Source organism: Hyphomonadaceae bacterium ML37, from assembly GCA_027627685.1.
Taxonomy (GTDB): domain Bacteria; phylum Pseudomonadota; class Alphaproteobacteria; order Caulobacterales; family Maricaulaceae; genus Oceanicaulis.
In genome coordinates this window covers 2502128-2521247 of sequence record CP091241.1, presented here as the reverse complement: position 1 = coordinate 2521247, position 19120 = coordinate 2502128, and the positions used below count along the sequence as shown (strand labels likewise).

At 65.0% G+C, this 19120-nt stretch carries 19 protein-coding genes and 1 riboswitch; of the genes, 12 read left to right on the top strand and 7 right to left on the bottom strand.

The features are described from left to right. Positions 1-28: 28 nt before the first annotated feature. A riboswitch (TPP riboswitch) is annotated at positions 29-129 on the top strand. From L2D01_12415 to L2D01_12395, 5 genes are all read left to right on the top strand, one after another. Then, positions 121-498: an MmcQ/YjbR family DNA-binding protein gene (locus tag L2D01_12415; GenBank protein ID WBQ09686.1), complete on the top strand. Its 378-nt coding sequence runs from the start codon at positions 121-123 to the stop codon at positions 496-498. (Overlaps the previous riboswitch by 9 nt.) A 47-nt stretch (positions 499-545) precedes the next feature. Continuing rightward, positions 546-2423 (top strand): phosphomethylpyrimidine synthase ThiC, encoded by a 1878-nt coding sequence (gene thiC, locus L2D01_12410; protein ID WBQ09685.1) that lies wholly within the window; start codon positions 546-548, stop codon positions 2421-2423. A 43-nt stretch (positions 2424-2466) separates the two neighbouring features. Further along, positions 2467-3288 (top strand): DUF262 domain-containing protein, encoded by an 822-nt coding sequence (locus L2D01_12405; protein WBQ09684.1) that lies wholly within the window; start codon positions 2467-2469, stop codon positions 3286-3288. Continuing rightward, positions 3191-3978, top strand: a protein-coding gene (locus tag L2D01_12400; GenBank protein ID WBQ09683.1) for an IS5 family transposase whose coding sequence is annotated in 2 segments (ribosomal slippage) — positions 3191-3524 and positions 3524-3978 — 789 coding nt in all. Because the reading frame shifts where the segments join, the coding sequence is not laid out codon by codon here. Before L2D01_12405 ends, L2D01_12400 begins: the two co-directional genes overlap by 98 nt. Before the next feature lie 50 nt (positions 3979-4028). Then, entirely contained in the window at positions 4029-4979 is a 951-nt protein-coding gene (locus tag L2D01_12395) for an HNH endonuclease family protein (protein ID WBQ09682.1), read from the top strand. Between the two features lie 604 nt (positions 4980-5583). Here the strand turns inward: L2D01_12395 and L2D01_12390 are convergent. After that, the gene (locus L2D01_12390; GenBank protein WBQ09681.1) at positions 5584-5880 is read right to left on the bottom strand and encodes a GIY-YIG nuclease family protein; all 297 of its coding nucleotides are present in this window, start codon (positions 5878-5880) and stop codon (positions 5584-5586) included. Between the two features lie 389 nt (positions 5881-6269). Between L2D01_12390 and L2D01_12385 the strand changes: the two genes are divergently transcribed. After that, entirely contained in the window at positions 6270-7379 is a 1110-nt protein-coding gene (locus L2D01_12385) for a hypothetical protein (GenBank protein WBQ09680.1), read from the top strand. A 538-nt stretch (positions 7380-7917) separates the two neighbouring features. Here L2D01_12385 and L2D01_12380 read toward each other — a convergent pair. Both L2D01_12380 and L2D01_12375 read right to left on the bottom strand, forming a co-directional pair. Next, positions 7918-8064 (bottom strand): hypothetical protein, encoded by a 147-nt coding sequence (locus tag L2D01_12380; GenBank protein WBQ09679.1) that lies wholly within the window; start codon positions 8062-8064, stop codon positions 7918-7920. An 86-nt stretch (positions 8065-8150) separates the two neighbouring features. After that, positions 8151-8561 carry a pilus assembly protein N-terminal domain-containing protein gene (locus tag L2D01_12375; GenBank protein WBQ09678.1) on the bottom strand — a complete coding sequence of 137 codons (411 nt, stop codon included), beginning with the start codon at positions 8559-8561 and terminating at the stop codon, positions 8151-8153. A gap of 253 nt (positions 8562-8814) precedes the next feature. On the opposite strand from L2D01_12375, the gene L2D01_12370 reads away from it, so the two are divergent. Next, positions 8815-8988, top strand: a complete 174-nt coding sequence (locus L2D01_12370) for a Flp family type IVb pilin (GenBank protein ID WBQ09677.1) — start codon at positions 8815-8817, stop codon at positions 8986-8988. Between the two features lie 158 nt (positions 8989-9146). Next, a complete protein-coding gene (locus L2D01_12365) occupies positions 9147-9650 on the top strand; it encodes a prepilin peptidase (protein ID WBQ09676.1) in 504 nt (167 codons plus the stop codon). 3 nt (positions 9651-9653) lie between these two features. Here the strand turns inward: L2D01_12365 and gloB are convergent, their stop codons facing one another. After that, positions 9654-10427: a hydroxyacylglutathione hydrolase gene (gloB, locus tag L2D01_12360; protein WBQ09675.1), complete on the bottom strand. Its 774-nt coding sequence runs from the start codon at positions 10425-10427 to the stop codon at positions 9654-9656. Between the two features lie 84 nt (positions 10428-10511). On the opposite strand from gloB, the gene L2D01_12355 reads away from it, so the two are divergent. Together L2D01_12355 and hisC are read left to right on the top strand one after the other, a co-directional pair. Further along, entirely contained in the window at positions 10512-11285 is a 774-nt protein-coding gene (locus L2D01_12355; protein WBQ09674.1) for a methyltransferase domain-containing protein, read from the top strand. Then, on the top strand, positions 11282-12367 hold the full coding sequence (gene hisC / locus L2D01_12350) for a histidinol-phosphate transaminase (protein WBQ09673.1): 1086 nt from the start codon (positions 11282-11284) through the stop codon (positions 12365-12367). The genes L2D01_12355 and hisC overlap by 4 nt, the downstream gene beginning before the upstream one ends. Here the strand turns inward: hisC and L2D01_12345 are convergent. Further along, positions 12364-13533: a phosphoserine transaminase gene (locus L2D01_12345; GenBank protein WBQ09672.1), complete on the bottom strand. Its 1170-nt coding sequence runs from the start codon at positions 13531-13533 to the stop codon at positions 12364-12366. The two genes, hisC and L2D01_12345, sit on opposite strands and share 4 nt — an antisense overlap. A gap of 180 nt (positions 13534-13713) precedes the next feature. On the opposite strand from L2D01_12345, the gene L2D01_12340 reads away from it, so the two are divergent. Further along, positions 13714-14616, top strand: a complete 903-nt coding sequence (locus tag L2D01_12340; protein ID WBQ09671.1) for an EamA family transporter — start codon at positions 13714-13716, stop codon at positions 14614-14616. Here L2D01_12340 and pseB read toward each other — a convergent pair. Beyond that, entirely contained in the window at positions 14613-15719 is a 1107-nt protein-coding gene (gene pseB / locus L2D01_12335) for a UDP-N-acetylglucosamine 4,6-dehydratase (inverting) (protein ID WBQ09670.1), read from the bottom strand. The genes L2D01_12340 and pseB overlap by 4 nt on opposite strands. A gap of 188 nt (positions 15720-15907) precedes the next feature. Between pseB and L2D01_12330 the strand changes: the two genes are divergently transcribed. After that, complete coding sequence (locus tag L2D01_12330) at positions 15908-18658, top strand: SBBP repeat-containing protein (GenBank protein WBQ09669.1); 2751 nt, start codon at positions 15908-15910, stop codon at positions 18656-18658. Here L2D01_12330 and L2D01_12325 read toward each other — a convergent pair. After that, complete coding sequence (locus L2D01_12325; protein WBQ09668.1) at positions 18655-19119, bottom strand: DUF6194 family protein; 465 nt, start codon at positions 19117-19119, stop codon at positions 18655-18657. The two genes, L2D01_12330 and L2D01_12325, sit on opposite strands and share 4 nt — an antisense overlap. Position 19120 lies beyond the last annotated feature (1 nt).

Here is a 19120-nt window from a genome sequence, read left to right as displayed (position 1 = left end):
CGGGCCGGCGCGTGCGAAGTTCATCTTTCAACGTTCCAAGGGGCGTCCCGTGATCATCACGGGGCTGAGATCGCACCCTCAGGACCGGATCCGGGTCATGCCGGCGTCGGGATGGAGCCTATGACGCTAGACGATTACAACACCCATTGCGCGCGCCTGCCCGCCGCCTCCCATGTCATCCAGTGGGGCGGGGCGCATGTGTGGAAGGTGGGCGCGGGCGAGGGGCAGACCGGCAAGGTGTTCGCCGTGGCCGGCTGGGGCGAGGACGAGAGCCTCGCCGTCACCTTCAAATGCTCCGACATTGTGTTTGAGGTGCTGCGCGATGCGCCCGGCTGCCGGCCCGCGCCCTATCTCGCCTCGCGCGGCATGCTGTGGATCCAGCGCATTTCTGACGCCAGCGTCAGCGATGACGAGCTCAAAACCCACCTTGCCGAAAGCTGGCGCCTGGCCAGCCTTGGCCTCACCCAGAAACGCCGCGCCGCGCTGGGCCTTGCCTGACGCACGGCCCTTTCCTTTTCCGCTCAAGCCCGTGAAAGCCCGATCCCATGAACAAGCCGCTCAACCCGTCCGAATTTCCCACGCCCACCGTCACCACCGGGCCGCTGGCCGGGTCGCGCCGGGTGTTCACCCACCCGCAGGCCGCGCCGCATCTCGCCGTGCCGCACCGGGAGATCGCGCTGCACCCCACGGCCATGGAGCCGCCGGTGCGCGTCTATGACTGTTCGGGGCCGTATACCGATCCCGGCGCCAGCATCGACGTGGAAAAGGGCCTGGCGCGCCCCCGCACGGCCTGGGTCACGGCGCGCGGGCATGTGGAGGCGTATGAGGGCCGGGCGCCCAGCCCGCTCGATAATGGCGGGGCGCAGGGCAAGTATCTCGCCCGCGCCTTCCCCGTGCGCCACCGCCCCTTGCGCGCCACCGGGACCGGCCCTGTGACGCAGTATGAATTCGCCCGGGCGGGCATCATCACCGATGAAATGATCTATGCCGCCGAGCGTGAGAATATTGGCCGGGCTGAGGCCCTGCCCGGCGCCGCGGAACGCCGCGCGGACGGCGAGGATTTCGGCGCGGCCATCCCGGAGTTTGTCACGCCGGAATTTGTGCGCAGCGAGATCGCGCGCGGGCGGGCCATCATCCCGGCCAATATCAATCATGGCGAGCTGGAGCCCATGGTGATCGGGCGCAATTTCCTCGTCAAAATCAACGCCAATATCGGCAATTCCGCCGTCGCCTCTTCCGTGGAGGAGGAGGTCGACAAGATGGTCTGGGCCATCCGCTGGGGCGCCGACACGGTGATGGACCTCTCCACGGGCAAGAATATCCACAACACCCGCGAATGGATCTTGCGCAACGCGCCTGTCCCCATCGGCACCGTGCCGATCTATCAGGCGCTGGAGAAGGTGGGCGGCGTCGCCGAGGACCTGACCTTCGACATTTTCGCCGACACCCTGATCGAGCAGGCCGAGCAGGGCGTGGACTATTTCACCATCCATGCCGGGGTGCGCCTGGCCTATGTGCCGCTCACCGCATCCCGTGTCACCGGCATCGTCTCGCGCGGCGGGTCCATCATGGCCAAATGGTGCCTCTCCCACCACAAGGAGAGCTTCCTCTACACGCGCTTTGACGAGATCTGCGAGATCATGCGCGCCTATGATGTGAGCTTCTCACTTGGAGACGGCCTGCGCCCCGGCTCCATCGCCGACGCCAATGACGCCGCCCAGTTCGCCGAGCTGGAGACCCTGGGCGAGCTCACCAAAATCGCCTGGGCCCATGGTTGCCAGGTGATGATCGAGGGGCCGGGCCACGTGGCCATGCACAAGATCAAGGCCAATATGGACAAGCAGCTGGAAACCTGCGGCGAGGCGCCCTTCTACACCCTTGGGCCCCTCACCACCGATATCGCGCCGGGCTATGACCACATCACGAGCGGCATTGGCGCCGCCATGATCGGCTGGTTCGGCTGCGCCATGCTCTGCTATGTCACGCCCAAGGAGCATCTGGGCCTGCCCGACCGCGACGATGTGAAGACCGGCGTCATCACCTATAAAATCGCCGCCCACGCCGCCGACCTCGCCAAAGGCCACCCGGCGGCCAAGCTGCGCGACGACGCGCTGTCCCGCGCCCGGTTCGAATTCCGCTGGGAGGACCAGTTCAACCTCTCCCTCGACCCCGACACGGCCCGCGACTTCCACGACCAGACCCTGCCCAAGGACGCCCACAAGGTCGCCCATTTCTGCTCCATGTGCGGCCCGAAATTCTGCTCCATGAAAATCACCCAGGACGTGCGCGACTACGCGGCGGGCCTGTCGCAGAACGAAAAAGCCGACCTGGAGCGCCAGGCGGACGAGGCGTCAAAGGGCATGGCGGAGAAGGCCGAGGAGTTCAAGCGGAGCGGCGGGGAGATTTATGTGGGGGAGGATTGAGGCTATCCTCTTCCTGCAGGTTTCAAATGACACGAGGTGAACGGTGACGAAATCCCCGACCTACACTCCTGAGAAGCGAACTATCAGCGAGCTGCTCACGCTAACCAATCCGCCTCTGGTGGTTCCAAATTGGCAACGAAGCTACAGCTGGAAAAGCCAGCATGTTGAAACATTCTGGCTCGACCTAATGCGATCAATTGATCGGGACATATCTGAATACTTCATAGGCTCTATCGTAATCGTAAATTCAAAAGCTGGTGAATACCTACTTTTGGATGGTCAACAGAGAATGGCGACTTCTGCTATATTGTTATCTGTAATTCGAGATTTCTTGAAAAGACACAATTCTAGTGCGGCGGAAGACCTTCATAGGAAGTACTTGTCTGATTTTGATTATGACACAGAGAGAACAACATATAAAATTTCTCTTAATCACTATGACCGCGAGTTTTTTAGGAGGTTAATTCTTACTCCTAAGACTGATGATTATAAGGAACCAGCCCCTGAGCATGCGTCTCATCATCTGATACTGAGGGCCAGAGACTATTTCGCATCAAAATTTGAAGAAGTTTGGAGCGCCGGGGATAACAAGAAATCTTATAACTGGTCGCTCAACGTTCAGAAAAAACTTTTGCGCGATTTCACGCTTATCTCTGTCGTTTCAGTGGACGAAGATGCGGCAGCCGAAGTTTTCGAGACACTAGGACCTGTTGACGAAGTGGATTCCCAACCCGCCCGAAGCGTGATTCAAGACTGGCTTTTGGGAGGTGGTCTTGGTTCGCGGTTTGATGACGGACGAGGAGTGGGCGTTCTTTGCGCCTTTCGTGGTGGCGACCGGAGGCAAGCGGGGCCGCCCGCCTTCTGATCATCGCCGCGTGCTGGACGGCGTGTTCTGGATCGCGCGCACCGGCGCGCCCTGGCGTGATCTTCACGACTATTTCGGTCCGTGGACGCGGGTCTACCGCCAGTTCCGCCGCTGGACGCTGTCAGGCGTGTGGGAGGTGATGTTGGAAGCGCTGGGCGAGAGCGGGGCCGTACCCGACAGTCTTCAAATGGTCGATTCCACTATCGTTCGCGCGCACCATCAGGCTGCGGGCGCTAAAGGGGGACTCAAAAACAGGGTTTTGGGCGCTCAAAAGGTGGCTTCACGACCAAAATACACCTTCGCACCAACGCTGAAGGGCTGCCCATAGCCGCTGAGATCACCGGCGGTGAAGTCTCCGACTACAAAGGTTATGAGGCGGTGATGGCCGCGCATGGCCCAGTCCCGCGCGTCCTGCTGGCCGACAAAGGCTATGACAGCGACAATATCCGAACATCGCTGGAAGCCGCCGGCGCCGTGCCGATGATCCCGGCGCGCCGAAACCGCAAGAACCCCGTCCAGATCGACGACTTCGTCTATGGGCTGAGAAACCGCATCGAGCGGTGCTTCAACAAGCTGCGCTGCTCACGCCGCCTCGCCACACGCTACGACAAGACCGCCGACAGCTATCTCGGCTTCATCCATCTCGCTTCAATCCGCCTGTGGTTCCGGTACTTTGTCAACAGCACCTAAATGATCGCGGCATTGGCCTATCAACACCAGATCTTCTGAAGAATCTTCTGATGAGGAGGGCGAAGGCCGATAGCTATGGCTCGCTAATCGACAGCTGGTCAAAAATCTTAGATTTTGAGAACGAGACACAGATATCTAACTTCATCAGACATTATTGGATATCTAATCACGGCGATGTTAAAACGCAAAGCCTATACCGCGAAATTAAAAACGAAATTGCAAACTCAGATATTGACAGTGTAACCTTCACGGATGGACTTGCCGATTCTTCAGACCTTTACAGAGAAATTATATCTGGATCTTACAGTGAGGCTGGTTGCGGTGACCTAATCGATGATTTCCGAGAATTTGGTGCAAGCGGAAACCTCATGCTCCCCGCGATAATGGCGATCCTTGAATCGGACGAGGACGAAAAAAAAGAGCCTAGCCTGAGGTTGCTGATTAATCTCTATGTCAGATATTCGATCATCGGGCAACGTGAAAATAGCAAACTTGAAAATGTGCTATATTTAGCGGCTCGTGAATTAAGAGCTAGCGGCGACTTCGATGCGTTTTCTAAATCTATACGAGATGCCGCTCCCGCAGATGATCATTTTAAGGCTGCATTTGCCACCGCTATTATTTCGAAAAGTCGCGTGCAGCGATATCTTCTTAAAAAGCTGGAGGGCGCGCGCCGAGCAACTGAGGAGTTAGAGGTCTCGACGCCCACAAAGGTGCATGTTGAGCACATTTACCCCCAGACGCCAGAGGACGGGAAGCGTTGGACGGACCATCATCGTTGGGTAGATCGCATCGGAAATCTAACGCTTCTGTGTAAGCGTTTGAATACAAAGATTAAGAATGCGGAATTTTCCAAGAAGAAGCCTGATCTTGCAAAGTCAGAGATCATGCTCACCCAAGATGCCGCTTCTGAGGCGGATTGGACTCCAGACATCGTTGCGAACCGGCAGGCAAAATTTAGCGAGGCGGCGGTCACTATCTGGTCAATGGGGCACTCGTAGAAACCAATGCGATCAGAGATCGCCCACGTCAGGCATGACAAACCGGGGACACACACACCTATTTCCCACCCTCTCAGCCTCCCCCTGCGCCCCATCCCAAACTCTCCCCCAAACCCGCTCAGCGCGCGTCAAGGCCGTCCCGGTATTGATCCGGGACGCCACACGAGCGGTCCCGGCCCGGCGGGCCGGGCGGTTTGGGCCGGTCTGGCGCTTTAGCGGTTGAGATGTATCGGGAAGGGTCCCGGATAACCGCTTCGCGGTTTCCGGGAAAACAGGGGTGGGGAATCAAAACACCCAAATTGTTCTCCCGGGCGACCGTAGGGAGACCCGGGACCCATCCACCGATCCTCTGAGCCGTTGAGGCGGCTGAGATGTGTCGGGATGGGTCCCGGATATTGGCTTCGCCAATTCCGGGAAGACAGCGGGAGGGATTGATACACCCACCTTGTTTTCCCGGGCGACCGGAGGGAGACCCGGGACCCAGCCACCGATGCTTTCAGCCGCTTGAGGGGTTGGGTCTTATGGGGGATGGGTCCCGGATATTTGCTTCGCAAATTCCGGGAAAACAGGGGTGGGGGATTTAATCAAAGCCGGGGAAGGGGGGTTAGAGCGTCAGGTCAAAGGTCAAATCGCGCCAGTCGGGGTTTTCGGTTTCGATCAGGGTGATCTTCCAGGCGCGCCGCCAGCGCTTGAGCCGGCGTTCGTGGGCGTACGCTTCCAGCACGTCGCTGTGATGGGCGTACCAGACGAGGCGCGTCACCTTGTGCCGGCGCACAAAGGCCGAGCCGATCCCCTCGCGATGCTCCCACACCCGGCGCACCAGATCGTTGGTCATCCCGGTATAAAGCGCGCCCTGTTTCCGGTTCGCCATGATGTAGACATAGAAGTTATAGTCGCGCATCGGGCGATTTTGATGCAGCTATATCCCTCAGAACAACCCATCTTGTTTTCCCGGCCGAGCGTAGCGAGCGCCGGGACCCATCCACCAGTCCTGTCCGCTGTCGAGGCGGTTGAAATGTATGGGGGATGGGTCCCGGATATTTGCTGACGCAAATTCCGGGAAGACAGGGGTGGGGGTTGGGCGGTGTGTGGATGAAACACCCATCTTGTTTTCCCGGGCGACCGTAGGGAGGCCCGGGACCGATCCACCGATGCTGTCTACCGCCTGAGCGGCTGAGATGTGTCGCGATGGCGCCCGGATATGGGTTGCGCCCATTCGAGGAGGGCAGTTTGTGTCGGCGGCCCGGCTGGGCTAGGCTTCGGGCATCAAGGGACTGAGGGGGTAATTCCATGAGTATATATGTGCGCACCGCTTTGGCGGCGGTGCTGGCGCCGGCGGCTGCTCTGGGCGCGTTGTGGGGCGCCGATCAGGCGGGGTTTGCCGGCGGGGGTGGCGCGATCACTGCAGCGCCGGCGCAGGCGGTGGCGCCTGAGGCGCAGTTGCAGCCGAGCCGGTATGACCTGTTCAGCCCGCCTGCAGCTGACAACGCGGCCGCGGCGGTGAATTCGGCGTGCGGGTTCGCGCCGTCCCTGACCGGAGGGGGAAGCCGGATCTGGTTCGCGGGCGACCCGGCAGAGGGGGTGATGATCGATGCGGCCCGTGACGGCGCCGAGGGCGAGGACGGCGCGTTGACGCGGTACACCGCGCGCGCGGACGCCGTGCATGCCTTCGCCCAGGACGGCGAGCTGTTCGTGCAGGCCGGCCATGCCGACCGCGACGGCCTGGAGGGCCGGGTCTGGCTGCTGGACGCGGGCGGCGAGCCCACCTTCAGCGGACCGGTGATGGCGCGCGGGCGCGTCGCCCTGGCCTGCCAGGATGCCCAGGGCGCCGCCAACCTGCTGAACGCCGCGCTGGCGTCCGCCGGGGGACCGGCCGACCCGGTGCGCGCCGCGGTGCGCGCCTTCGAGATCGGCGACGGGGTGCCCGAATGGGATCATCCGCGCGTTGACGCCTTTGTCAGCGCCTGCACGCCGGACGCGGCGCTCGCCGATATGCCTGCCGCCGCGCCTTTCGTGTTGATGGCGCAGTACGATGCCGATGCGCGCTTTGGAGACTCCATCGTCCATGAGATGTCCGGCGAAAGCCTGGGCGGGACCCCCGAGCCGATGGTCTACGTCACGCTCGCGAACCTGACCGACGCGCCGAACTACGGGTATGTGCGCACGATGCGCATTCCGATCAGCTGGTCGGATCTGGTGCGAGGCGACGACGCAGTCACGCTGATCTTTCGCTTCGAGGCGATCGAGAGCCGCCAATGGTTGATCGAATCGAACGGCGCGCGCGCACACGGCATGGGCGCAGACGCGCTCTCCAGCGTACGCCTTGCCTGCGCCGACCCCGAGGCCGGCGCGGCGGCGCTGGAGGCGGTGCGCGATCAGGCGGAGACCGGCGCGCAGTGACGGGCCTCACCCGCCGGCGGGCGGGGAGGTTTGGGCCGCTCTGACGCCTGAGCGGCTGAGATGTATCGGGAAGGCAGGGGTGGGGAATGGCCTCCGGGCGGCCAGCCGGCGCCGCGCGTGTCCGCCGCTTGTCCGCCCCCGCCGCGGGCGGGGCTATGGTGGCGCGTCCCGGATATGTCCGGGCGGAAGGCGGACCATGGCCCAGGGCGGAGGATGAGACTGATGAGAGTCATAAGAACGGTAAGAGGACAGTGGCCCTGCGGAGTCTCACCGGAGACTCTCGCCCTCTCCCGCCCGGTGGGTCAGCGCGGGCGCGACGAAATCACAGCAGCCCTGCTGTTTTTGACGGAGGAAGGCGACGCCGGCCCGGGAGCCGCCGGCCAGTCCTGTCCCCCGCCGGGGCGGCTCAATGCTGGCGCAATGGGCCCCGGATATGGGCCAACGCCCAGACTGGGACAACAAACGGGCGCGGAGCCAGTGCTGCACCTGAGCCCAAACCAAAGCCGGAAACACAAGAGATGAGCGAGCCGTCAGGCCCCTATTTCTTCTTGTTGCCCAGATGCTCCAGCCCGCCGACCGATCCGGTTTTCTGGGACGGCTGGGAGGCGTTGGTTTTTTGCTTCTGATTCTTTTCGGCTTTGGGCTTTTTCGCCTCGCGGCCGGATTTTTGTTGGCCTTTGGCCATGGCGTGATCCTTTGCTGGAGGGCAAGGCCCTCAGCCACATTTATATGACGGATCGCCCCGTCCGGTCACGCGATTTTGCTGCAGGCTCAGCCGCCGTCGAGCGTGTTCCACGCCGCGTCATCGGCCAGCGTCGGGATGGCCTGGCAGTCGGGCGCGCAGACATAGCTGGCGCGGGTATTGTTGCGGAACACCTGCACCACGCCGCGGTCATTGCCGGTGACGGAGAGGTCGGCGGTATAGAGCACGCGGCCCGCGGCGTTCAGCGCGATCAGATTGGTGCGCCCGAATTGCTTGCCCGTGATGAAGATGGTGCGCGCGTCATAGAGATTGGCGTCGGCGATGGCCGGATTGCCCACCACAATGGCCGCCGCCTCGCCGGGCAGGCGGATCAGGGCGGCGTGATCGGCGGGCACGCGGAACACCTGGGCCATGGCGGGCGCGCCCGCGGCGGCCGTCAGGACGAGGGCGAGAGCGGCGATACGGGCGCACAGGCGCATGGCGTCATCCTCATTGGAGCAATAGCACTCTTTTCGCGCGCGCGTATGAAGGAAGTCTAAACGGGGCGGTCTGGCGCTGTGCTGTGTTTACCTAACAGAAACCATAATCCACGCAAACGCAATTAACCGAAAATAAAGCATGGATTTTTACCCGGCTTAAATCGTCCTCGTGTTTACTCACATCACGTTCAGAGCGGGTCGGGACGGACTTGAGCCTCTGGGCTGGAAAAAAGAGCAAACGGAGTGGATGGAAATGAAAAACCTGGTTTCGAAATTCTTCAAAGACGAGTCCGGCGCCACGGCCATTGAATATGGCCTGATCGCTGCCCTGATCGCCGTGGCGATCATCACCACGGTCGGCCTGGTCGGCACCAACCTGGAAACGACCTTCCAGTCGGTGGCTGACGGCATCGTCGCGCCGGAGTAATCGGCGCCGCCCCAAGGGGCGTATTTGTCGGCGAACAGAGCCGTCCCGTCACCGGGGCGGCTCTTTTGCGTTCGGGCGGGGTCCGGTGTTGGGGAAGCCTTAAGCCCTGCGGGTACAGGCTGGCGCTGACGCACAGACCTTGAACGGGACGCACAGCCATGATCGCCCATATCCTCATTCTCGCCCTGGCCGGCCTGATGCTCGCCGCGGCCTGGCATGATGCGGCGCGCTTCATCATTCCCAACTGGATTTCCGGCGTGCTGGTGCTGGCCTGGATCCCGGCGGCCTTCACGCTGGACTATGGCTGGCCCGGGGCGGGGCTGGCGCTGCTGACCGGGTTTGCAGTCCTGGCCGCCGGCATGGCGCTGTGGGCGCCGGGCTGGCTGGGCGGGGGCGATGTGAAGCTGCTGGCCGCCGGGGCTTTGTGGTTCGGCTGGCCGGACGTGGTGTCGTTTCTGGTGTGGTCCATGCTGGCGGGCGGGGTCGTGGCGCTGGTGCTGGTGCTGGCGCGGCGCATTGCGCCTGCGATCCCGCAAATGGCCGGACGCCTGACCGGGACAGCCCTGGCGCCGGGCGCGCCTGCGCCCTACGGGATCGCCATCGCGGCGGGCGCGCTCATCACCCTGCCGCGCAGCCAGATTTTCCTGGCGCTGGGGCTGTAGGTTTCAGCCTTTGAAATTGTCCTTGCGCGCGCGCACCGCGCCGTAAACTTCCCAGTCCTTGGCGGTCTCCAGACCCAGCCGGGCGCGCAGGCCCGCATCATCCCAGCGCAGAAACGGATTGGCCGCGCGCTCGCGCTCGATGGTGGTCGGCACCGTCGGCTCGCCCCGCGCGCGCAGGCGTTCCACCCCGGCGGCGTAGTCAATCAGCGCGGCGTTCTGCGGATCGACGCTCAGCGCAAACCTCGCATTCGCCTGCGTGTATTCATGGGCGCAATGGATGACGGTGTCCGGCGGCAAGTCGCGCAGGCGCGCCAGCCCCGCCTGCGCCTGTTGCGGCGTGCCTTCAAACAGGCGCCCGCAGCCCAGCGCGAACAGGGCGTCGCCGACAAACGCCACACCCTCGCTCTCGAACCAGTAGGCGATATGGCCCAGCGTATGGCCGCCCACATCCAGCACCTGCGCCTCCAGCGCGCCGAGCCTTACCCGGTCGCCCGGTCTGACCGCGGCGTCCACATGGCCGATCTTGTCCGCCTCGGCGGCGGGCGCGGTGATGCGCGCGCCATTGGCGGCGCGGACGGTGTCATTGCCGCCGGCATGGTCCCAGTGATGATGCGTGTTCCAGATCTCGCTCAGGCGCCAGCCTGCGGCGCGCGCCTCCTCCAGGATGCGGGCGGGTTCAGGCGTGTCGATGGCGGCGCAGGCGCCGGTCTCGCTGCACACGATCAGGAAGCCATAATTGTCCTGAAGGCAGGGGAATTGGCGGATCTGCAGGGCCATGACGACGCCCTCCTGTGCGCATGCCCTTACGCGGGCGGGATGCAGAGCCTATCATTATACACGACGCTATTGCGAGGCTGGCCTATGCGCACAGACGCGCTGGAAATCGACCGCTTCTACCGCTCCGTGCGCGGCCGCGCCGCACGCGACATGGCCGTGCGGCGGCTGACCGCGCTGTGGTCCCAGGCCAAGGGTCTGGACGTGCTGGGCTATGGCTTTGCGGGCGCGTATCTCGAACCCTACCGGGCCGAGGCGCGGCGCACCGTGGCCTATATGCCGGCAGCGCAGGGCGCTGTGGGTTGGCCGAAGACCGGCCTCTCGCTGACGGCACTTGGCGAAGAGGCGCGCCTGCCCTTCAAGGAAGCCATGTTCGATCGGGTCGTGCTGGCCCACGCGCTGGAGGAGGCAGACGATCTTCGCCGGCTCCTGCGCGAGCTGTGGCGGGTTACGGCGCCGGAAGGGCGCATCGTGGTCATCGCCGCCCACCGCGCCGGGCTGTGGGCCCGGTCCGAGGCGACGCCGTTCGGCCACGGACGCCCGTTTTCGAAGCGCCAGTTGTCCGATCTTCTGACCGGCGCCCTGTTTGAACCCGTGGCCTGGTCGCGCGCGCTCTACGCCCCGCCCTGGCGCTGGGCGTGCGGACCGAAGACCGCATCGGCGTTCGAAAGCGCGGGCGAGCGGGTCGCGCCAGCCTTTGGCGGGTTGATCCTGGCCGAGGCGATCAAGCATGTGGGCGCGGTGCGTCCGGGCGGCTCGGCTGAACGCGTCCGGCGCCCCGCGCTTGAAGGCGCCGCGCGCCCCGCGCTATCTCCCAAGTCAACGCCCCCTGATCACGCCGCGAAAGACACAGCTTCATGACGCTTCAACCCCGCCCCGGCCTTCTGGACATCAAGCCTTACGTGCCCGGCGCCGCTGCGCCCGCCGGCGCGGTGAAGCTGTCGTCCAACGAAAACGCGCTGGGCGCCAGCCCGAAAGCGGCCGAAGCCTTCAAGGCGGCGGCAGGCCGGCTGCAGCTCTATCCCGATGGCGGGGCCACCAAGCTGCGCGAAGCCATCGGCAAGGCGGAAGGCCTTGAACCTGCGCGCATCGTTTGTGGCGCGGGCTCGGACGAGCTGTTGCAGCTGATCGGCCGGGCCTATCTGGCGCCGGGCGATACTGTGGTGCAGAGCCAGTACGGATTTCTCGTCTACCGGCTGGTGGCGCTGCAATCGGGCGCGCACTGCGTCAGCGCGCCCGAGCGCGACTATACCGCCGATGTGGACGCCCTGATCGCGGCGGCCAGGCCCGGCGCGCGCATTGTGTTTCTGGCCAATCCGAACAATCCCACCGGCACGTGGATTCCCGGCTCTGAAGTGCGCCGCCTGCGCGAGGGCCTGCCCGAGGATACGCTGCTGGTGCTGGACGGCGCCTATGCCGAGTTTGTCGATGCACCCGGCTGGGAAGACCCGATCAAGCTGGCGGATGAGTATTCCAACGTGGTGGTGACGCGGACCTTCTCGAAAATCCATGGCCTCGCGGCCCTGCGCTTGGGCTGGATGTATGGCCCGCAGGAAGTGGTCGACGTGATCCACCGCGTGCGCGGGCCGTTCAACGTCAATCTGCCGGCTATAGAGGCGGGCGTGGCCGCCATCTCCGATCCCGATTTCGTGCGCCGCTCCAAGGCCCACAATGACCAGTGGCTGGCCTATCTGGCTCAGCAGCTGGGCGGGCTGGGCTTTGAAGTCACCCCGTCTGTATGCAATTTCGTGCTGGTGCATTTCGAGGATGCGCCCGGCCGCACAGCGGCGGAGGCTGACCGTTTCCTGACCGAGCGCGGCCTGGTGGTGCGGGCGCTGGCGCCGTATGGCCTGCCCAATGCGTTGCGCATCACCGTGGGTCTGGAGGCGCATAACCGCGCCGTAGTCGACGCGCTGACCGCCTTCCGGGAAAGCTGGGGTTAAGCGATCTCCAGCTCTTCCATCGCCGTTTCATAGGCCCAGTCGAGCCAGGGACCGAGCGCTGCGACGTCGTCCGTGTCCACCGTGGGGCCGCACCAGATGCGCAGGCCCGCCGGGGCTTTGGGATGGGGGATGACGTCAAACGCCGCGCCTTCGCGGTCCAGCAAGAGCCCCATGCGCCGCGACACGGCCCAGTGCTCGGCGTCGGACTTGGCGGCCAGCTCGGGGCTTGTGAATGTCAGCGTCACCGAGGTGGTGGAGCGGGTCGCCGGGTCCTCGGCCAGGAAATCAATCCAGGACGCGCTGTCGACCCACGATGCAAGCGCTGCGAAATTGGCGTTGGTGCGCGCGATCAGCGCCGTGACGCCGCCTTCGCGCGCGGCCCATTTCAGGGCGTCCAGATAATCCTCCACGCACATCAGCGAGGGCGTGTTGATGGTGGAGCCGGCATAGATGGCGGCGTCTTCCGCGCCCGCTTCAAATAGCTGCAGCAAACGCGGCACGGGCCAGGACGGACGGTACTCACGAAGGCGCGCCCGGGCGCGCGGCGACAGGACGGCGACGCCATGCTGGGCCTCGCCGCCTAAGCATTTCTGCCAGCTGAACGTGGTGACGTCGAATTTCTCCCACGGCAGGTCCATGGCGAAGGCCGCCGACGTGGCGTCGCAGATCGTCACGCCCTCACGGTCGTCCTTGATCCAGCTGGCGTCCGGGATGCGCACGCCCGCGGCGGTGGCGTTCCAGGTGAAGACCTGATCATGGGCCGGGTTGGCGCGGCTGTAATCAGGCGCGCGGCCATAGGGAGTCTCGTAGACATTCAGCCCGGCGGGTTTCAGCTCGTCGCGCAAATCCACCAGCCAGCGCCGGCCGAACTCGTCGCAGGAAAACACGTCTACGGGCCGCGCGCCGGTCATGGACCACAGCGCGCCTTCCATGGCGCCGGTGTCTGAGGCGGGCAGGATCACCACCTTGTAATCAGACGGGATTTCCAGCACCGCCGCCGTGCGTTCCAGCGCTTCGGCCAGGCGCGCCTTGGGGGTGCCGGCGCGGTGATTGCGGCCCAGCGGCGCAGCCGCCAGCGCGCTCCATTCCCAGCCCGGGCGCTTCTTGGTGGGGCCGCACGAAAAGCGTGCATCGGACGGGCGCAGGCTGGGTTTGGAGCGGGCCATGACGATTCCCCCGGGCTGTCTGGTTTGCAGGCTATTGCGGTAGGCCTTCGCGCGCGCAGCGTCAAATCCTGTCTGGGGCGGCGGCTTGACGCGGGGGCAGCGCAAGCCTACCGGCACGGCCATGATCACCCTTGAAAGCCCCTCAACCGCCCACGCCGCCCAGGGCCTGGAGCGGTCCACGTGACGCCGGACAAGCCGGGTCTCAAGGGCTGGGGCGGGCTGATCGCGCTGGCGCTGCTATGGGGCGGGGCGTTCGCCTTCATCACGGTCGGGGTGGAGACCTTGCCGCCGTCTGTGGTCGCCTTCGGGCGCCTGGCGCTGGCGGCTGTGGTGCTGACCGTGTGGGCGGTGGCGCAGAAGCGCTATCTGCCGCCGCTCACAGACCGGCGCTGGCTGTGGTTTGCAGGCCTCGGCCTGTTCGGCAATGCGCTGCCCTTCACCCTGATCGCCATCGGCCAGCAGACCGTGCCGTCCGGCGTGGCGGGCATCCTCATGGGCATGACGCCGCTGGCCATCATCATGGCGGCGCATTTCGTTTTGCCGGGCGAGCGGATCAATGCCTGGAAGGGGGCCGGCTTCCTGATCGGGTTTTCCGGGATCGTCCTGCTGACAGGCCCGTCCGCGCTGGCGGGCATGCTGGAAACCGATTTTCTGGCCCAGATGCTGATTTTCGCGGCGACACTGGCCTACGCCACCAACGCCATCATGTACCAGCGCATGCCCGAAACCCCGCCCATCACCGTCGCCGCTGGATCGCTGATCTGCGCCTCCGTGCTGACCGTGCCGCTGGTGATCTGGGACGGGGCGACCGGCCCCGCCCTGCAGCCGAGCCTCAATTCAATTCTCGCCGTCATCGCACTTGGCATCCTGCCCACGGCGCTGGCGACCATTGTCTATATGGCCATTGCCCGCAAAGTGGGCGCGGCCTTCATCGCGCTCATCAATTACGCCGTACCGGTGGTGGCGGCGATGATCGGGCTGGTGCTGGGCGAGGCGATGGGCCTCACCGCCTGGCTGGCGCTGGGGATCATTCTATTGGGGATTTTCATCGCCCGGCGCGGCACACGGCGCAAAGACGTCTAGACCGCTTTCACAGCCTGGACCGCTACCGGTCTTGGCGCGGAGCGGGTCAGGCCCAGAAGGGTCTGGAGGCCCGGAATATCCAGCTGTTCAGGATTATTGTCCGAGGAATAGGACCAGCCATCGCGCACGGCCTCTGCGCCCGCTTCCTCCCAGGCCCGGCGCACGGCGTCGCGGCCCTGGGCCACCACCACATAGCGGTCGCCGGCGTCCAGCGTGGAGCGCGAATCGTCCGGCGTGATCATCACCTCGTGCAGCTTCTCGCCCGGGCGCGCGCCGACAATGCGGTGGGGCAGGGCCGGCGCGATAGCGCGGGCGAGATCAATGGTGCGCATGGAGGGCAGCTTGGGCACGAACACCTCGCCGCCCTGCATATCTGACAGGACGGAGAGGACGAAGTTCACCCCCTGATCCAGCGTGATCCAGAACCGCGTCATGCGCGGGTCGGTGATGGGCAGATCGCGCGCGCCTTCAGCCGCAAGGCGCTGGAAAAACGGCGCCACCGAGCCGCGCGATCCCACCACATTGCCGTAGCGCACGACTGAAAAGCGCGTGCCGCCGGCGCCGGCCATGGCGTTGGCCGCCAGAATGATCTTGTCGGACGCGAGCTTGGTCGCGCCATACAAATTCACCGGCGCCGCCGCCTTGTCCGAGGACAGCGCGACAACCCGCTCCACGCCGTTGGCGATGGCAGCGCGCACCACATGTTCGGCCCCGTGGATATTGGTCTGGACGCACTCGAACGGATTGGCCTCGGCGATAGGCACGTGCTTCATCGCGGCGGCGTGGATGACGATGTCGGCTCCGCGCATGGCTTCTGCCACCCGCGCGGCATCTCGCACATCGCCGATCATGAAGCGCAGAAAGGGATAAGCCTCGGGGCTGAAGCGCTGGGCGGTTTCGTACTGCTTGAGCTCGTCGCGCGAAAAGATCACCAGCTGGCGCGGCTTGAAGCGGCGCGTCACAGTGTCGAGAAACTGGTGTCCAAATGAGCCGGTGCCGCCGGTCAGGAAGATGGACCGCCCGGTCAGATCACAGGCTGTTCCGGCGAAGTCGCGCAAGGGCGAGCCGTGCGCATCGCGCGATGCTCCTGCTGATCCGGCCATGAAATGCGCCCCGCAAGTGATTCTCTTTCACGTCAGTCTAACGCTTGACGCCAGCGGGTTAACGCTCCGTTTGTGTTACGGTGCATCAGGGCCTTGGAGCCCGGCATCCTAACGAATTGTCAGCGCTTTGAGCGCCATATTGAACCCGGGCGGCGTGTGTTCGCCCGCTGGAAAGAATCAGACAGGACATGGCGTTTTCGGTCGAGTTGCTTGGCGCATGGTACGGGGCTCAGTCTGCCCGGCAGGTTGCCGGTCAGTCGAACGCTGCGCGCGCGCCGGGAACCGGGCAGGACGCCCAGAGCCGGAGCAGCGCGCAAACCCTGCCGCCCTGGGATGCCCGCGGGTCGATCACGGCGCTTGAAACCCTGCGCCGACAGGTGCTGGGCAATGGCCGCTTCTTCGACGCCTCGCTGACCAACGTCTCCAATCCCGGCGTCAGCCGGGATGAGCAACAATTATTCGCCATGTATCAGGGCCTGCGCGGCCTGCAGTCGCTGGCCGACGCCGCCATGCAGCGCGACGCCAGTGATCTGGACCGCAGCTTCTGGCAGCGCCGGTTCAACGAAGGCCTCGAACAGCTGGGCGGGTTCTTTCAGGATCTGGAGCTGGAAGGCGTGTCGGTGCTGCGCGGCAAGGAGCTGAGCAAGGCCGAGAGCGCACTGGCCATTTCGCGCGGCGCATCGGAATACGCCACCGCCGCAATCCATACCGGCGCGTTTGACGCAGAAGTCGCGGCGTTTCAGGGCGACGCCGCCTTCACTATAACTGTGCGCAAAAACGGCGGCGACACCGATGTGGCCATTGATCTGGCAGAGCTCGGCGGCGCGCCGCGCACGCTCGACAACGTCATTGGCCTGATCAATCAGAAGCTTGAAGACGCCGGTATGCTGACCCGCTTCGGCCGCCAGCGCGTGGGCACGCCCAATGAGTTCGGCGTGATTGCAGGCGATGACTGGGGCTTCAAGATTCAAGGCATATTGACCGAGCGTATCAGCTTTTCCGCGCCGGCGTCTGCGCCCACCGTCTGGCTCGCCGGGGTGAGCGGGACGAAGGAATCAGCCTCCGGCCAGCTCACGCGGATCAGCGGGCTGGACGCAGGCGGCCAGACGGATTTCACCCGCCGGATCGAGGCCGATCCGGATGTGGCCGAAACCACCAATGACAAGGGCGACAGCAAAACCACCCAGACCTCCAATCCGTTGCGCATCCTCGACACGGCGCAGGCGGCTGATGGCGGCATTTATGTGGTGGGTCATGGCGCGTCCGGCGTGGCGGGACAGGCGCTCAAGGGCGAGCAGGACCTGATCCTCCAGCGCTTTGACACCACCGGCAAGCTGGTCTGGACCCGCGCGCTGGGCGCCGCCGAAAGCGCCTCGGGCGCATCGCTGGCGGTGGACGGGCAGGGCAATGTCATCGTGGCAGGCTCGGTGACCGGCGCGCTCAGCGGAACCAACGCCGTGGGCGGCGAGGATTCGCTGGTGGTGAAATTCAACGCCGACGGCGTGGAGCAGTGGGCTCAGCGCTTTGGCGGGCAGGGCGATGACCGCGCGCTGGCCGTCACGGTGGATGATGCGGGCAATGCGTTTGTGGCCGGAGAGACCCGGTCCGGCTTTGGCGGCATGGCCCACCAGGGCATGGTGGACGGCTATGTGCGCGCCCTCGATGCGTCGGGCGCGACGCTCTACACGCGCTCGGTGGAGGCCGGCGCCGGGGTGGAGCGGGTGCGCGCTGTCGCCATGGCCGCCGATGGCGGGCTGCTGACTGCCACCGAGGTCGACGGCCGCGCGGTGTTGGCGAAGTTTGCGCCCGGCGATGACGGGACCGGCGCGCCGGTCTGGCGCCTGGACATGGGTGATCTCGATGGCGGGCGCATTGCGGGCCTGGCCGTGGACGAAGATGGCGCGATCTATCTGGCGGGCTCCGCCGGGGCCGGATTTGCGCCGGGCGCAGTGCTGAACGCCAATGCCGGCGGGCGGGACGCCATGCTGGTGAGCCTTGAAGACGGCGCGGCGCCGACCGTGAGCTATACGACATTCCTCGGGACCGACGGCGACAACAGCGCCGCGTCCGTGAAGACGGGGGGCGGTAAGGTTTATCTCGCCGGAACCACTTCCGGCGCGCTGCCGGGCTCCCAGCAGTCGGGCGAGCGCAACAGCTTCGCCGCCGGCTTTGACGCCGCCACGGGCGCGCTGGAGTGGACACAGCAGGTTTCAGGTCGCGGCGGCCTGTCTGAAGCGACAGGCCTCGTGGTGGATAAGGGCGGGGATTCTGTGCTGAACCGGCTTGGCCTGCCAAACGGCGCCATCGCCTATGCTGACAGCCGGGCGATCAATCAGCGCTCGTCGGTGCGCGCAGGCGATCACTTCTTCATCTCTGTGGATGGCGGGCGCCAGCGCCGCATCGAGATCGGCCCCAACGAGACCATGCGCTCGCTGACCTTCAAGCTGAACGCGGTCATGCTATTCAACGGCTCGGCCGATGTGCGCCGCTCCGGCGCGGGCGACATGCTGCGCCTGACGCCCAAACCCGGCGTCACCATTGAGCTGACCGCCGGCGCCGACGGGCGTGACGCCCTGTCCGGCCTCGGTCTGCCCTCGGGCGCCATCACAGGCAAGGCCTCGCTTCTGGCCCGCTCCGATGACGCCACCTCGGACGCCCCTGCCGTGTTTGCGCTGGAGCTGCCCGACTACATGTCCATCACCGACCGCGGCTCGGCGCAGGCCGCCTATGAGGCGCTGTCGGCGGCGCAGAGCAAAATCCAGCGCGCCTGGCGCGATCTGACCCAGGACCCGGCGCTGAAAGAGATGCTCAAAGGCCCCGCCAACGGCAAGCGCGGCGGAACGGTGCCGGGCTATCTCACCGCCCAGATCGCCAATTACCAGTCCGGCCTCGACAGGCTGATGGGCGGCGGCGGTGGAGAGACGCTGGGGTTATTCTAGGCCGGACCGAGCTTGCGCACCCGGGCCTCGAAACCCGCACGGGCGCGGGCGTAGGCGTCTTCGATCAAAGCCCGGTGCTGATCCAGCCGAGCCTGTTCCGGGCACAGCATGGCGCACCAGCCCATCCAGCCATAGACAGGATGGGGCGTCAGCCGGTTGAGCGCGGTGAAATCCCAGTCCCCGGCGATGATCCCGCCCTTGGCGGGGCGCGCCGGGAGCGGTCCGAACAGGGCCGCATAGCGCGCCTTCGACACCCCGAAGCTCAGCCGCCAGACGCCCTCGCGCGACAGGCCGGACGCTGTGTCGTTAGGGCCATCTGACAGCTTGATGGTGGCGAAATAGGCGCCGTTCGCAAACCGGCGACCCGGATTGTAGAAGTAGGATGTCTCGCCCCAGCTAGCCTTCGGGGCGACGCCCTCAAAGCTTTCCAGCAGCGCTGCGGCGAGCGCGGGACCCGTCATG